The sequence below is a fragment of the Pseudomonas sp. P8_241 genome (assembly GCF_034008315.1).
Taxonomy (GTDB): Bacteria; Pseudomonadota; Gammaproteobacteria; order Pseudomonadales; family Pseudomonadaceae; genus Aquipseudomonas.
In genome coordinates this window covers 3,814,898-3,829,061 of the sequence record NZ_CP125377.1, presented here as the reverse complement: position 1 = coordinate 3,829,061, position 14,164 = coordinate 3,814,898, and the positions used below count along the sequence as shown (strand labels likewise).

Genomic DNA, 14,164 nt, shown 5'->3' with positions numbered 1-14,164 from the left:
GAAGGGATCTCGCGGGCACCTTTGTTGGCAAGCCTGCTCCTACGGGTCTAATGCGATGCAAATCGACGGTAGGAGCTGGCTTGCCAGCGAAAGCGGTCTGTCAGGCCAGCTGGCTGATATACGTCCCAGTCCCTTTCAGAATGTTCTGCAAGGTTTCTTCCACTTCAGCCAGATCCACCATGTCAGCATCAAAGGTGATCTCCAGCACGTCATCTCCATTCAACGCATCGGCATCCGCCGCCGCAATTTCAATCTTCAGCAAGGAAGGGCTGAGGGTGATTTTCACGCCATCAAGGGTCGAAGGTTCGCCGTCGAGGGTGATTTCCAGCTCGTCCTCGTCCGGGTAACGGCTCATCAGGAACATCTCGCCCTGGTCGCTGTGGCAGCAGACCATGGCCATGTTGTCTTCTTCGTCATCGCACGGGTTGACGATCAAGAGGGCGGTTTTCATTTTCATGGGGAATTCCTGGCTTGCTGAATTGGGTAATGGCAATAGCTGCGATTCTGCCAGTGCGCGCAATTTTCTGCTCGTCTGCCTGTCAGAGACCCTGTCGCGAACACTGGATGTGTTACTGCTCATTTCTGGTACGTACGTCCCGTAAATCCGGACGGAAAACCGTCGTTTTTCTGTGCGAATGCTAGTGTTGTTCGAGGCGTACGCCTTGAGCTGCGTACCGATGACCGAATATGTCGCAGCACCGCAAGCACAGGCCTTGCCGCTCTGGTTAAGCTGCGCAACGGATGAGCACCCGTAAAGGCATTGCGCTGTTCGCAGCCCAGTCGTTTTTGCAGATGCTCATTCACGGAAGGTGAATGTGACCCGAGTGTCCCGTCCAGCTTCACCCCCCAGTCACCCTGTTTCCTCTGCCCGAGAATCAGGAACAGGGTGACGGGTAGCCCCGAACAGGGGTTTTGCACGCGACGCTTCCATCAATAACAAGCCCAAGCGGAGTACCACAGATGGCGTTCTTCACCGCAGCCAGCAAAGCCGACTTCCAGCACCAACTGCAAGCGGCACTGGCGCAGCACATCAGTGAACAGGCACTGCCACAAGTGGCGCTGTTCGCTGAACAATTCTTCGGCATCATTTCCCTGGATGAGTTGACCCAACGTCGGTTATCCGACCTCGCTGGCTGTACCCTTTCTGCGTGGCGCTTGCTTGAGCGCTTCGATCACGCGCAACCGCAAGTGCGCGTCTACAACCCCGATTACGAGCGTCATGGCTGGCAGTCGACCCACACCGCGGTCGAAGTGCTGCACCACGACCTGCCATTTCTGGTGGACTCGGTACGTACCGAGCTGAACCGCCGCGGCTACAGCATCCATACCCTGCAGACCACCGTGCTGAGCGTGCGTCGCGGCAGCAAGGGCGAGTTGCTGGAAATCCTGCCCAAAGGCACCCAGGGCGACGACATCCTGCAAGAGTCGTTGATGTACCTGGAAATCGATCGTTGCGCCAATACCGCCGAATTGAACGTGCTGACCAAAGAGCTGGAGCAAGTGCTCGGCGAAGTCCGCGTTGCGGTGGGCGATTTCGAGCCGATGAAGGCCAAGGTCCAGGAAATCCTGACCAAACTGGACAACAGCCAGTTTTCCGTCGATGCCGACGAAAAGAGCGAGATCAAGAGTTTCCTGGAATGGCTGGTGGGCAACCACTTCACATTCCTCGGCTACGAAGAGTTTGTGGTCAGTGACGAGGCCGATGGCGGTCACATCGTCTACGACAAGGACTCCTTCCTCGGCCTGACCAAATTGCTGCGTGCCGGCCTGACCTACGATGACCTGCGCATCGAAGACTATGCCGTGAACTACCTGCGCGAACCGACCCTGCTGTCGTTCGCCAAGGCCGCACACCCAAGCCGCGTACATCGACCGGCTTACCCGGACTACGTGTCGATCCGTGAAATCGACGCTGACGGCAAGGTCATCAAGGAATGCCGTTTCATGGGCCTGTACACCTCGTCGGTGTATGGCGAGAGCGTGCGGGTCATTCCGTTCATCCGTCGCAAGGTCGAGGAGATCGAACACCGTTCCGGCTTCCAGTCCAAGGCTCACCTGGGCAAGGAACTGGCGCAGGTGCTCGAAGTGCTGCCCCGCGACGACCTGTTCCAGACACCGGTTGACGAGCTGTTCAGCACCGTGATGTCGATCGTGCAGATCCAGGAACGCAACAAGATCCGGGTATTCCTGCGCAAAGACCCGTACGGCCGCTTCTGCTACTGCCTGGCCTATGTGCCGCGTGATATTTATTCCACCGAAGTGCGCCAGAAGATCCAGCAAGTGCTGATGGATCGCCTGAAAGCTTCGGACTGCGAGTTCTGGACGTTCTTCTCCGAGTCCGTGCTGGCCCGCGTGCAGTTGATCCTGCGTGTCGACCCGAAAAACCGCATCGATATCGACCCGCTGCTGCTCGAGCGTGAAGTGGTGCAGGCCTGCCGCAGCTGGCAGGACGATTACGCAGCGCTGACCGTCGAAAGCTTCGGCGAAGCCCACGGCACCAACGTACTCGCTGACTTTCCGAAAGGCTTCCCGGCCGGTTACCGCGAGCGTTTCGCAGCGCATTCGGCCGTGGTCGACATGCAGCACCTGCTGAGCCTCAACGAAAAAAATCCGCTGGTGATGAGTTTCTATCAGCCGCTGGGCCAGGTGTCCGGTCAGCGTGAGTTGCATTGCAAGCTGTACCACGCCGATACCCCGCTGGCGCTGTCCGACGTGCTGCCGATCCTGGAAAACCTCGGCCTGCGCGTGCTGGGTGAGTTCCCGTACCGCCTGCGTCACACCAACGGTCGCGAGTTCTGGATTCACGATTTTGCATTTACGGCCGCCGAAGGCCTGGAACTCGACATCCAGCAACTCAACGACACGCTGCAGGACGCCTTCGTCCACATCGTGCGTGGCGATGCCGAGAACGATGCATTCAACCGTCTGGTGCTGACTGCCGGCCTGCCATGGCGCGACGTGGCGTTGCTGCGTGCCTACGCCCGCTACATGAAGCAGATTCGTCTGGGCTTCGACCTGGGCTACATCGCCAGCACCCTGAACAACCACACCGACATCGCTCGCGAGCTGACCCGGTTGTTCAAGACCCGTTTCTACCTGGCACGCAAGCTAAGCAGCGACGACCTCGAACAACGTCTGGAACACGCAATTCTGACCGCTCTGGACGATGTCCAGGTGCTGAACGAAGACCGTATCCTGCGTCGCTATCTTGATCTGATCAAAGCGACCCTGCGCACCAACTTCTACCAGACCGATGCAAACGGCCATAACAAGTCGTACTTCAGCTTCAAGTTCAACCCGCACTTGATTCCCGAGCTGCCGAAGCCTGTTCCGAAGTTTGAAATCTTCGTTTATTCGCCACGCGTCGAAGGCGTGCACCTGCGCTTCGGCAACGTCGCGCGTGGTGGCCTGCGCTGGTCCGACCGTGAAGAAGACTTCCGTACCGAAGTCCTGGGCCTGGTAAAAGCCCAGCAAGTGAAGAACTCGGTCATCGTGCCGGTGGGTGCGAAGGGCGGCTTCCTGCCGCGTCGCCTGCCACTGGGCGGCAGCCGTGACGAGATTGCGGCCGAGGGCATTGCCTGCTACCGCATCTTCATTTCCGGTCTGTTGGACATCACCGACAACCTGAAAGATGGCGCGCTGGTTCCGCCGGCCAACGTCGTGCGTCATGACGACGATGACCCGTACCTGGTCGTTGCGGCGGACAAGGGCACTGCAACCTTCTCCGACATCGCCAATGGCATTGCCATCGACTACGGCTTCTGGCTGGGCGACGCGTTTGCGTCCGGTGGTTCGGCCGGTTACGACCACAAGAAAATGGGCATCACCGCCAAGGGCGCGTGGGTTGGCGTTCAACGCCACTTCCGCGAGCGTGGCATCAATGTCCAGGAAGACAGCATCACTGTCGTGGGCGTCGGCGACATGGCCGGTGACGTGTTCGGTAACGGCCTGTTGATGTCCGACAAGCTGAAGCTGGTCGCAGCGTTCAACCACCTGCACATCTTCATCGACCCCAACCCTGAGCCTGCCAGCAGCTTCGCCGAGCGCCAGCGTCTGTTCGATCTGCCACGTTCGGCGTGGTCGGATTACGACACCAGCCTCATGTCCGAAGGTGGCGGCATCTTCTCCCGTAGCGCCAAGAGCATTGCGATTTCCCCGCAGATGCAAGAGCGCTTCGACATCAAGGCCGACAAACTGACCCCGACCGAACTGCTCAATGCCTTGCTCAAGGCACCTGTGGATCTGTTGTGGAACGGCGGTATCGGTACTTACGTCAAGGCGAGCAGCGAAAGCCACGCCGATGTCGGCGACAAGGCCAACGATGCACTGCGCGTGAACGGCAACGAACTGCGCTGCAAAGTCGTGGGCGAGGGCGGTAACCTCGGCATGACCCAACTGGGTCGTGTGGAATTCGGTCTCAATGGCGGCGGTTCCAACACCGACTTCATCGACAACGCCGGTGGCGTGGACTGCTCCGACCACGAAGTGAACATCAAGATCCTGCTGAACGAAGTGGTTCAGGCCGGCGACATGACCGCCAAGCAGCGTAATGAGTTGCTGGCGAGCATGACCGACGAAGTCGGTGGTCTGGTGCTGGGCAACAACTACAAGCAGACTCAAGCCCTGTCCTTGGCAGCTCGCCGTGCTTTGCCGCGGATTGCCGAATACAAGCGTCTGATGAACGACCTGGAAGGCCGCGGCAAGCTGGATCGCGCCATCGAGTTCCTGCCGGCTGAAGACGCCATCAACGAACGCATCGCCGAAGGCCATGGCCTGACCCGTGCCGAATTGTCGGTGTTGATCTCGTATAGCAAGATCGACCTCAAGGAGCAGTTGCTGGGCTCCCTGGTGCCGGACGACGACTACCTGACCCGTGACATGGAAACCGCTTTCCCGCCGACCCTGGTGAGCAAGTTCTCCGCGGCCATGCGCCGTCACCGTCTGAAACGCGAAATCGTCAGCACCCAGATCGCCAACGATCTGGTCAACCACATGGGCATCACCTTCGTTCAGCGCCTCAAAGAGTCGACCGGCATGAGCCCGGCGAACGTGGCCGGTGCTTATGTGATCGTGCGTGACATTTTCCATCTCCCGCACTGGTTCCGTCAGATCGAAGCCCTGGACTACCAGGTCTCCGCCGACGTGCAACTGGAGCTGATGGACGAGCTGATGCGTCTGGGCCGTCGCGCCACGCGCTGGTTCCTGCGTACCCGTCGCAACGAGCAGAATGCTGCCCGTGACGTCGCTCACTTCGGTCCGCATCTGGCAGCACTGGGTCTCAAGCTCGACGAACTTCTGGAAGGTCCGACCCGCGAAGGCTGGCAGACCCGATATCAGGCTTACGTCGCCGCTGGCGTGCCTGAGTTGCTGGCGCGCATGGTTGCAGGCACCACTCACCTGTACACCTTGCTGCCGATCATCGAGGCGTCCGACGTGACCGGGCAGAACGCCGCCGACGTAGCGAAGGCTTACTTCGCCGTAGGCAGCGCGCTGGACATCACCTGGTACCTGCAACAGATCAGCGCTCTGCCGGTTGAAAACAACTGGCAAGCCCTGGCACGTGAAGCGTTCCGCGATGACGTCGACTGGCAACAACGCGCGATCACCATCTCGGTCCTGCAACAGGGCGACGGCACCCAGGACGTGGAAACACGCCTCTCCCTGTGGATGGCGCAGCACGACAGCATGATCGAGCGCTGGCGCGCGATGCTGGTGGAAATCCGTGCTGCGAGCGGCACGGACTACGCCATGTACGCGGTCGCCAACCGTGAATTGCTGGATCTGGCGTTGAGCGGGCAGGCGGTAGTGCCTGCGGCTGTCGCCGCCGAGCTGGAACCGGCTGCCTGATCAGGCGTTGAATGAAAAAACCCGCATCGAGAGATGCGGGTTTTTTTTGCCTCGAGATTTGATGATGTTTGAAAGCGCCTCTGCGCGAGCAGGAATTTTTTGTGCGCTGAAGATCCACTGTAGGAGCGAGCCTGCTTGCGATGAGGGAATCTGCAACGCCCGATTATTTATTGACTGAAGTTTGTTCAGTGTTCATTGATATATTAGTTGTCGGCCTGGTCAATAAAATACTGAGCGACTGGTCAAACTTTTGCAGTGCTCGAACTTGAACATCCTGTTGTTCGTTAATGTCCGCAACGATCTCTTCGCTGCGTTTATAGTCTGCCCACACGGGGCTAAGTGCTTTTGCATCGTAGCCTTGGGCTGTGCCCATGTAATTGAAATTCTTGTCGTAAAAGTCTGCACTGACTTTTGACTCGATATCGGAGCTGCGCGACGTCATGAGTTGACTGCGTGTATCAATGATTGCTACGACATCCGGCCTGGCTGCCCTGAGACTTTGCATGTCCGGGTAGACCGTGACCGAGCCGAACTGACGCTGCAAGGAGGCCTTGACGCCTTCAACCGCGAAGTCAGGATTGGACGTGGCCACGTAGGCGTCATGGATCGGCTGCACCAGCAGGCTCTGGCCGAATCCGGTGCCAGCGTTTGCTCGATAGTCCTGTAGATAGGCTCGATTGGTCTGGGTATCGCTGCTGTAGACAACACCTAGCGAGACGTCGCTGCCATTGGGTATGTGCCTGGCGCCACTACGGCCGACCGGTTCAGTGAAGATGCCGTCGAGGGAAGAGACCGCGGTCGGTGCCGTGGGGACCGAGCAGCCGATTAGCAAGGCAGATATCGTCAACGTACTGGCAAGTGCAAGTTTCATGGTGTTTCTCCCGTGAAACAACTTGAGTCGAAAGTTTTAAGTTGCCGGAGTTGGCCGGCGTTGACTTCCAGACTAAACCTTGACGGCTTGAATAAAATAGCCAATATCGACTCTCGTCAGGTGGTCAATAGTTTTGTTTGATTTAATAGTTGTTGGTTAATGACATGAAGAAATAAAAAAGCCCGAATCGCTGAATCGGACTGTTTTATTTATCGCTGTACGTCCAGGCATTAGTTTTCCAAAGGGATCAGTACTTTCTCATCAGGCGCCAACACCATGAATACCAGCAACTTGGCGGGTTTGGTCGCGCTGGCATTTTTCGACACCAGGTGTTCCGAACCGGCGGGTTCATACCAGTACTCACCGGCCTTGTAGGTTTTCGCTTGCTCACCCTTCACCTGGGAAACGATTTCCCCCGAAATGACATAGGCCATGGCCGTGCCTTCGTGTTTGTGGGCGATGGAAGACTGGCCAGGCGCGTAGTCGACCTCGATCATCAGGGCTTTTTTACCGGGGGCGTTTTTCAGCATTTCGTCCTGTAATACCGTGACCTTTTCGGAGGGGTCATGGGCAGACACCGATGTGCAAACCATCAGGGCCAGGACAGCAAAAGGGGCAGCACAATAGCGAACAACGTTCATGGTTCATCACCTGCGAGGGTTGGTTGATGCAAACCACAGTAGTGCGCAAGGGGGGGCGGTGAAACAGCCAATACTCGGGAAGGTGAGGGGACCAATCCACTGTTCAAAGCAAAAAGATTGCAGCCTGCGCAGGAGCTGCCGAAGGCTGCGATCTTTTGATTTTCCGCTGGGCTTAAACGATCGGAAAGCTGTTGAAGTCCACGGCATTGGCCAACTGGCTGTCGATCAGGCTGATAAAGCCCTGCACTTCAGGGCGGTCGAAATGCGCATGCATGGCTTCTTCCGACTGCCAGCGGGCGCTGACGGTCCAGCGGTTGGTGTCCTCGGGGCAGCGGTCGACCATATAGGAATCACAGCCCGGTAGCTCACGCAGGGTGTCGACAATCTTTTGCAGTTGCTTGCCCAGTTCATCCGAGCGGCCGCCGACGGCCGTAACCTGTACGGTATTGATCACTTCATGGGACATTGCTCACACTCCTGAATCAGGCCGGACGAATCCTGCTCATTGAGGGATAACGCTTATGCAGGATAGGCCTGCATCAGCAGACCACCAATAGCCAATCGCCGGGTAAAGCCGCAGGCCAATCCGTCAGGCAACCTGCTGCAGGATGTCGCGCAAGCGGTCCAGAGCAATGTCGATATCAAGGGTTTCGATCGCGCCAAACCCGAAAAAAAGCCCGGCCCGTGGCGCTTCCTGGTAGAAAAAGCTGTCGATGGCATACAGGCCCACTTCGACTTTTTTAGCCAATTCGATCACCAGGGGAATATCCATCGGCACCTTGCACATCACCACCATGTGGAAGCCCGCCGTGCTCGGCACCGCTTCCAGCCAGGGTGAGAGATCGCCGGTCATGCGCCTCAGAATGCGCTCGCGGCGACCGGCATAGATCGTATGGCAGCGTCGAATGTGTTTGAGCAGGCAGCCTTCGGCGATGAACTTGGCCAGTGCCCATTGCGGTAGCGTAGAGGTGTGCAGATCGGTGAGCTGTTTGGCGCGCACCACGGCCTCAAGGATGGCGGGTGGCAGGATCGTATAACCCAGCCGCAATTCCGGTAGCAGGGTTTTGGAGAATGTCCCGACATACGCGACGATCCCGTGTTCATCCATGCTTTGCAGCGAGTCGGTCGGCCGGCCTTCGTAGCGGAATTCGCTGTCGTAATCGTCTTCGATAATGATCGCGCCCAATTGCCGGGCCTTGGCGAGTAACGCGACACGACGCTCCTGGCTCATCGGCAGACCGAGCGGGAACTGGTGGGAAGGGGTGACATAGATCAGCCGTGTGCCGAGGGGGATTTTGTCCACCACAATGCCTTGGTCATCCACCGCAACGCCAATCACCGTGGCTCCGTGGGTGCCGAACAACAGGCGTGCCGGCGGATAACCGGGGTCTTCCATGGCGACGATGCTGCCCGGACGGATCAACACTCGGGCAATCAGGTCCAGCGCTTGCTGCGCGCCGTTGCACACCACTACGTCTTCGTCCTCGCAAACCACCCCGCGTGAAAACGCGATGTGTCGCGCGATGGCATTACGCAGCGCGGGCAGGCCTTCGGGCTGGCTGTAATAGCCTTTGGATGCCGCGATCTGACGCAATGCGTGGGCGGTGCAGCGCCGCCAGTCATCCTGGGGAAACTGGCCCTTGGTGGTCGCGCCGCCAATGAAGTCGTAGCGCAGCGTGCCTTCCAGCGTCGGGTGGCGCAAAAAGACCGGCAGGCTGCGCCATGACTCGATTACCTCGCAACCGGCCAACTCCGAATGACTTTGCTTGCGTTGCACCTTCGACGTGCGGGCGTTGACGTAGGTGCCTTTGCCCACCACTCCGGTGAGAAAGTTTTCATAGGTCAGTTGCGCGTAGGTGTCGGAAATGGTCTTGCGCGAAATACCCAGCTGTTCGGCCAGCAGACGACTGGGCGGCAGTTGCGTTCCGGCCGCCAGGCGGCCGGTCTCGATGGCGCTGCGCAGTTGGTTGTACAACTGGCCTGCGAGGTCCTTGCGGCCATTGATGACGACATGTAGTTCCATACCGGCGAGGCTCCGGAGCAGTTGAGGCGCGTGTGCGTCGCGTCAGATTACCCTCTTGCGCTTGTTGTGCAGAAGTTGCGTGGCGCAAAAAGTCTCAATGGGTCTGGTGTAGGGTGGCGCAGGGTTATTTCGCGAAATTGGATCTGTCGCCTGCCTGCATCAAAAGCTACGGTGAACCCTCCGCCTGCGTTGCACGAGATCGCGCCATGAACCCACGCCTGGATTACTACAGCGCTTCGCCCAAAGCGATGAAAGCCATGCTTGCCATGGAGGCGTTGACCAGCAACCTCAGCATCGAATCCGGCCTGCTACATCTGATCAAGATCCGCGCCTCGCAACTCAATGGCTGCGCGTTCTGCACCGACATGCATTCGGTGGATGCCAGACGCCTCGGCGAGACGGACCGGCGCCTGTACTCGATCGTGGTGTGGCGCGACAGCGGATTTTTCAATGCCCGTGAACGCGCTGCACTAGCCTGGACCGAAGCGGTTACCCTGCTTTGCGAAAGCCATGTGCCCGACGACGTCTACGCTCAGGCCCGCGAGCAATTCAGTAAAGGTGAAATGGTCGATCTGACCATCGCCGTTACCACCATCAACAGCTGGAACCGCCTGGCGGTGAGCTTTCGGCAAACGCCCAGCACCTGAGTTGTCACGTTCTTTTCATGAAGGATGCGCAGGATGGAACTCCCGATGATCAATCGACAGGGAGTTCTCGATGTCATTCATGGAAAACGCCGAGCGCCAGACAACCACCGGGTATCGTGCCCCCCTCGACAAGACCGGGTCGTGGCGCAATCGAGCAGCGGCGCTTGAGCCCGAACTGGCACAGTGTTTCACCGTCAGCGCCCGCTGCGGATGTTTCATGCAGGCGGCCCGCAGTCTCAATATCAAGGCCACGCGGTTGCGCAGACAATTGGCGCTACTTGAATCACAACTCCAGTGTTCATTGTTCAACCACTGCGATAAAGGTTTTACCCTCAGCCGCGAAGGCTTGCAGTTGCACTCGCAATTGATCGCACTGGCCCATGAGCGTGATTTGCCGATCGTTGAGCAACCGCTGGTGCGCCTGGCGGTTGCGGAGTCGGTGCTGCATGACATCCTGGGGCGTGATCTGGTGTCGTTGTTGCGCCGCAACGCCAGTGTGCGTCTGGACATCATCACGGTCGACGGCGAACTCTCGCTGCAAGCCGTCAGTGCCGATGTGGTGGTGTGGCTGGGCGATACAGTGTCGCCGTTGCCAGGACCGAGCTTTGCCATCACCGAGCCTGTGCGTCTGGCGCGCCTGGATTATCTGCCGCATATCGCCAAACGTTATTCGCGGGTGGCGTCACGGCCTTCGAGCCTCGACGAGCTCGCCGATTTCCTCCTGGTGCAATGGCAACACGACCGACAGGTAGAAAGCTTGCGCCCGTGGCATGCGGTGGTGGATCAACGCCTGGCCGCAGTGGTGCACTCACATGCCTACGGGCTGATGCTGGAGATGATCCGCTGCAGCGCCTGCATCGGCCTGCTGCCGCACTACATGAGCCACTTCGACCGAGGGTTGATTGGCTTGCCGGGGTTGTTCGACCAGCCGATGCAGCGTCAGGTGTGGATGGCGGTCAATGCCCAATCGCAAGGTGACGCGCAGGTGCGGATGGTCGAAGAAGTGATTCACAACGCTTTTGCAGAGCGGCGGGAGTGGTTTGATTGACCGCTCACGCGTTTAGTCGTACGCGTGCAGCGCGCATCTGCCATGCTCAACGTCCGTAGCACCGCTCCAATCCAAGGAACACCGCAATGGACGATGTAGAGCAACTGGGTGAAATGCTGCGCCACTACGCAGAAAGCGAAGCGCATAAAAAGCAACTGTTCGAGTCTCAGTCGGCGGTTTGGACGACGCGAATCAGTGAACTGTTCGACCAGATCGAGCAGTGGCTGGAACCTGTGAAAGCGCCGAATCTGTTGGAGGTGAGCCGCGAAGCCTATGTCGCCACAGGTCCCGGCATCCCGGTTGAGACCTCGACATTCAAGACCGAGAAGCTGTCTATCGTGATAGCCGGTAAACCGGTGGAGTTCGTGCCCGAGGTGATGGGGGCGGGCGGAGTTGTTTCATTGGGGATCGTAGGCTTGACGGCTGCACGCCTTGGCAGCGTTTCGCTGGTTTGCCAGCCGCCGGCCAATAATTGGCAATGGCGCAAGACCAACGGCTTGAAAGACCCGGATGTCTTTGCGTTCGACGCGAACTTCCTGGCGCAGCAGTTGCAAGGTTTGATACCCCGCAATCGCATTTGAAAGTTCCAGCGATGAGCGCACGCCCGCGAGAGCAATCTACCGTCGGTGTTGATGTTGTGGCTGACGGCCTCTTCGCGGGTAAGCCCGCTCCTGCAGGAGCGGGCCATGGCTCACTTCAGTGCTGGATCGCCCATGTTCATTTTCTTCCAACCCTGTAACAGCACCTGAGCTTTGGGTTCCTGCCCGCTATCCAGGTAGTACTGGATCAGCGACAACCGCGCATTGCGGTTCGCCGGCTGCACTTTGAGCAGTCGTTCCAGCTCCTCGCAGGCCTGATCGACCTTGCCGCTGTCATGCAATGCCACCGCCAGCACGTATCCGAACTGGGCGCTTTGTGGCTCCAGTTGCGCGGCTTTGCGCAGGAAAGGCATGGCCTGGTCCGATTTGCCGGCACGTACCAGTGACAAGCCTTGGGTGTGTTGCAGCAGGGCGGCGTCGGGGTGTTCCTTGAGGTTTTGCGCCAGCAGGGCCTGAGCTTCCAGCCCGCGGCCATTGGCCTCCAGCCATTGCACCAGCGTCACCAGTGCCGGGTAGAAGTCCGGATCGCGTTTGAGCGCTGTGCGCAATAACCCTTCGACTTCGCCCGCACGGCCGCTGGCCTGGTACAGCATGGCCAGGTTGAGATTGGCTTCGGCGCGTTCGGCCAAGCTCTTTTGCACCGCTTCATACTCAGCAATTGCAGCGTTCCACGGAGCTTGTGCATTGCCGAGGCCGTTGCGCGCAACGCTGAGCAGATCCCGGGCAACGGCGATGCGCACGGCTTTCACCGGATCCTTCAACAATGGCGTCAGCAACGCACCTTCGGCCGGGGGCAAGAACGCGCTGATCGCATGGACGGCGCTTTCACGTACCTGGGGTGACGGATTTTTCAGGTCATTGGTGGCCAGTTTCAACGCTTGTTCGCTGGGGTACAGCGGCAACTCGGCCAGCAGCGTGGCGCGCTGGATTGCCGGCAGGTTGCTGCGTTGCAATTGCTCGTACAAGGCCTGCGCCGCGCCTGGCTGGCCGTTGCGGATCAACCACAGGCTTTCGTCGTAGCGCGGTGCTTGCTGCGCATTGGCGTTGACCGTGTTCCACAGTTTGAATTGCTCAGTGACCTTGTCCCCGGCCTTGCCCTGGTGACAGGTCAGGCAGGCGTCGGGTGTGCCGAGTTTCTGCGCACGCTCAGGGTTGGGAATGCTGAAACTGTGGTCATGCCTGAAATCATTGCCCATGTAGAACTTGCCGGGCATGTGGCAATCGACGCACTGCGAACCCGGTTGGCCGGGAGCGTGGCGCGTGTGCTCGATGGAATCGTAGTTCTTCGCTTGCAGGCCTTTGCCGTCGACGCCTTCCTCGGTGGTTTTGCCGGCGGTGTTGTGGCATTGCAGGCAGACGCCATTGCCCGCAGCTTTCAACTCGGTGCTGTGCGGGTTGTGGCAGTTGCTGCAACGCACGCCCTTGTCGAACATTTTGCTTTGGGCAAAGGAGCCGTGTTCGAACACCTCGTCTTTGATTTTGCCGTCCAGGGCGTACAACTCCCGGGTCAGCGGACTTGGCAGATAGTCGTCCATCAAGCGGTTGCCGACGGTAAAGCCATCGTCAAGCGGGGCGCGACGTGAGTGGCAACGGGCGCAGGTTTCGATTTCGACGGTGGCGTTCTTGTCCTTGAGGTCGACGGCAAAACCGACATGGATAAGGTCGGTTTTTTTCGCGGTCCATTCCAGGTGATTCGACGCCGGGCCATGGCAGGCCTGGCATCCGACGCCAAGGCTGTTCCATTGGCTGTCGAAAGTGTTTTTCGCCGCGTCGAAATTGCGCTTGTAGCCCGTTGTATGGCACTCCACGCACATGAAGTTGGCGTTCTGGCTCGGTTTGCTCCAGTGCAGCGGGTTCTTGAAGTTCACACCCTGGCCCGGATAGAGATGAAACCAGCGGTGCTTCTCGGTATCCCAGGCCACGCCCAGTGCTTGCAAACGGCCTTCACCGACCTCGATCAGGTACTGCTGCAAAGGGGCAATGCCGAAGGTATAGGCGACTTTGAAGTCGGCATTCTTGCCATCGATGCCCGGTGTGTTGACCCAGAATTCATCGCCTTTGCGCGAGAACACCGTGGTCTCCTTTTCCGCCTTGAATGTGACGTTCTTGAAGTCGCCGAGCATGGTTTCGGCGCTCGCCGGCTGCATTGCCAGTTGGTGGTGCGAGCCTTGCCAGTCCTTTACCTGCTCACTGTGGCAGCCCTGGCATTGTTGCTCGTCGACCATTTTCGCCGGTGCACTGGCGACCGGTTGCGGTTTGGCCGGTTGAGCCACAGGCGTACTCACCGGGACCGGGCGCACAGGCGTTGGCTGGCTGCTCAACAGAAACCAGCCGATGCCTGCGACGGCCAGCAGCAAGATACCGATGGTGACGGGAAACAGGTAGCGGTTAATCAGGTTGGATTGCGAATCAGGGTTTGGGTTTGCAGCGTTATTTTTATGTTTCGGCATTGCGACTTCCGTAGTCCAGATGCGTTTGCCTTGCGGCG

At 58.7% G+C, this 14,164-nt stretch carries 10 protein-coding genes; 4 read left to right on the top strand and 6 right to left on the bottom strand.

Translation table 11 applies throughout. The annotated features are described in order from the left end of the window. Positions 1-100: 100 nt before the first annotated feature. Complete coding sequence (locus QMK58_RS17155; protein WP_053158884.1) at positions 101-457, bottom strand: hypothetical protein; 357 nt, start codon at positions 455-457, stop codon at positions 101-103. Positions 458-960: 503 nt separating this feature from the next. On the opposite strand from QMK58_RS17155, the gene QMK58_RS17150 reads away from it, so the two are divergent. Next, positions 961-5,847 carry an NAD-glutamate dehydrogenase gene (locus tag QMK58_RS17150; RefSeq protein WP_053158887.1) on the top strand — a complete coding sequence of 1,629 codons (4,887 nt, stop codon included), beginning with the start codon at positions 961-963 and terminating at the stop codon, positions 5,845-5,847. A 163-nt stretch (positions 5,848-6,010) separates the two neighbouring features. Here QMK58_RS17150 and QMK58_RS17145 read toward each other — a convergent pair whose 3' ends face one another. The 4 genes from QMK58_RS17145 to QMK58_RS17130 all read right to left on the bottom strand — a co-directional run bounded on the left by QMK58_RS17145 (position 6,011) and on the right by QMK58_RS17130 (position 9,382). Next, positions 6,011-6,718, bottom strand: coding sequence for a hypothetical protein (locus QMK58_RS17145; RefSeq protein ID WP_053158890.1), 708 nt, complete (start codon positions 6,716-6,718; stop codon positions 6,011-6,013). Between the two features lie 230 nt (positions 6,719-6,948). Next, the gene (locus QMK58_RS17140; protein ID WP_053158900.1) at positions 6,949-7,359 is read right to left on the bottom strand and encodes a cupin domain-containing protein; all 411 of its coding nucleotides are present in this window, start codon (positions 7,357-7,359) and stop codon (positions 6,949-6,951) included. A gap of 172 nt (positions 7,360-7,531) precedes the next feature. Continuing rightward, positions 7,532-7,825, bottom strand: a complete 294-nt coding sequence (locus tag QMK58_RS17135; RefSeq protein WP_053158902.1) for an antibiotic biosynthesis monooxygenase family protein — start codon at positions 7,823-7,825, stop codon at positions 7,532-7,534. Positions 7,826-7,948: 123 nt separating this feature from the next. Then, complete coding sequence (locus QMK58_RS17130) at positions 7,949-9,382, bottom strand: PLP-dependent aminotransferase family protein (protein ID WP_053158904.1); 1,434 nt, start codon at positions 9,380-9,382, stop codon at positions 7,949-7,951. Positions 9,383-9,588: 206 nt separating this feature from the next. On the opposite strand from QMK58_RS17130, the gene QMK58_RS17125 reads away from it, so the two are divergent. The 3 genes from QMK58_RS17125 (at position 9,589) to QMK58_RS17115 (ending at position 11,658) form a co-directional block, all read left to right on the top strand. Then, positions 9,589-10,029, top strand: coding sequence for a carboxymuconolactone decarboxylase family protein (locus QMK58_RS17125; RefSeq protein WP_320395107.1), 441 nt, complete (start codon positions 9,589-9,591; stop codon positions 10,027-10,029). A gap of 70 nt (positions 10,030-10,099) precedes the next feature. Further along, a complete protein-coding gene (locus tag QMK58_RS17120) occupies positions 10,100-11,077 on the top strand; it encodes a LysR family transcriptional regulator (RefSeq protein WP_320395106.1) in 978 nt (325 codons plus the stop codon). 86 nt (positions 11,078-11,163) lie between these two features. Then, the gene (locus tag QMK58_RS17115) at positions 11,164-11,658 is read left to right on the top strand and encodes a hypothetical protein (RefSeq protein ID WP_320395105.1); all 495 of its coding nucleotides are present in this window, start codon (positions 11,164-11,166) and stop codon (positions 11,656-11,658) included. 110 nt (positions 11,659-11,768) lie between these two features. On the opposite strand, the gene QMK58_RS17110 is transcribed toward QMK58_RS17115, so the two are convergent. Next, positions 11,769-14,126 carry a tetratricopeptide repeat protein gene (locus QMK58_RS17110; protein WP_320395104.1) on the bottom strand — a complete coding sequence of 786 codons (2,358 nt, stop codon included), beginning with the start codon at positions 14,124-14,126 and terminating at the stop codon, positions 11,769-11,771. Positions 14,127-14,164 lie beyond the last annotated feature (38 nt).

Bases quoted from the DNA above. Each gene is read 5' to 3' on its own strand.
- QMK58_RS17145 (WP_053158890.1), bottom strand. From the start codon at position 6,718: ATGAAACTTGCACTTGCCAGTACGTTGACGATATCTGCCTTGCTAATC.
- QMK58_RS17125 (WP_320395107.1), top strand. From the start codon at position 9,589: ATGAACCCACGCCTGGATTACTACAGCGCTTCGCCCAAAGCGATGAAA.
- QMK58_RS17115 (WP_320395105.1), top strand. From the start codon at position 11,164: ATGGACGATGTAGAGCAACTGGGTGAAATGCTGCGCCACTACGCAGAA.
- QMK58_RS17110 (WP_320395104.1), bottom strand. From the start codon at position 14,126: ATGCCGAAACATAAAAATAACGCTGCAAACCCAAACCCTGATTCGCAA.
- QMK58_RS17135 (WP_053158902.1), bottom strand. From the start codon at position 7,825: ATGTCCCATGAAGTGATCAATACCGTACAGGTTACGGCCGTCGGCGGC.
- QMK58_RS17155 (WP_053158884.1), bottom strand. From the start codon at position 457: ATGAAAATGAAAACCGCCCTCTTGATCGTCAACCCGTGCGATGACGAA.
- QMK58_RS17130 (WP_053158904.1), bottom strand. From the start codon at position 9,382: ATGGAACTACATGTCGTCATCAATGGCCGCAAGGACCTCGCAGGCCAG.
- QMK58_RS17150 (WP_053158887.1), top strand. From the start codon at position 961: ATGGCGTTCTTCACCGCAGCCAGCAAAGCCGACTTCCAGCACCAACTG.
- QMK58_RS17140 (WP_053158900.1), bottom strand. From the start codon at position 7,359: ATGAACGTTGTTCGCTATTGTGCTGCCCCTTTTGCTGTCCTGGCCCTG.
- QMK58_RS17120 (WP_320395106.1), top strand. From the start codon at position 10,100: ATGTCATTCATGGAAAACGCCGAGCGCCAGACAACCACCGGGTATCGT.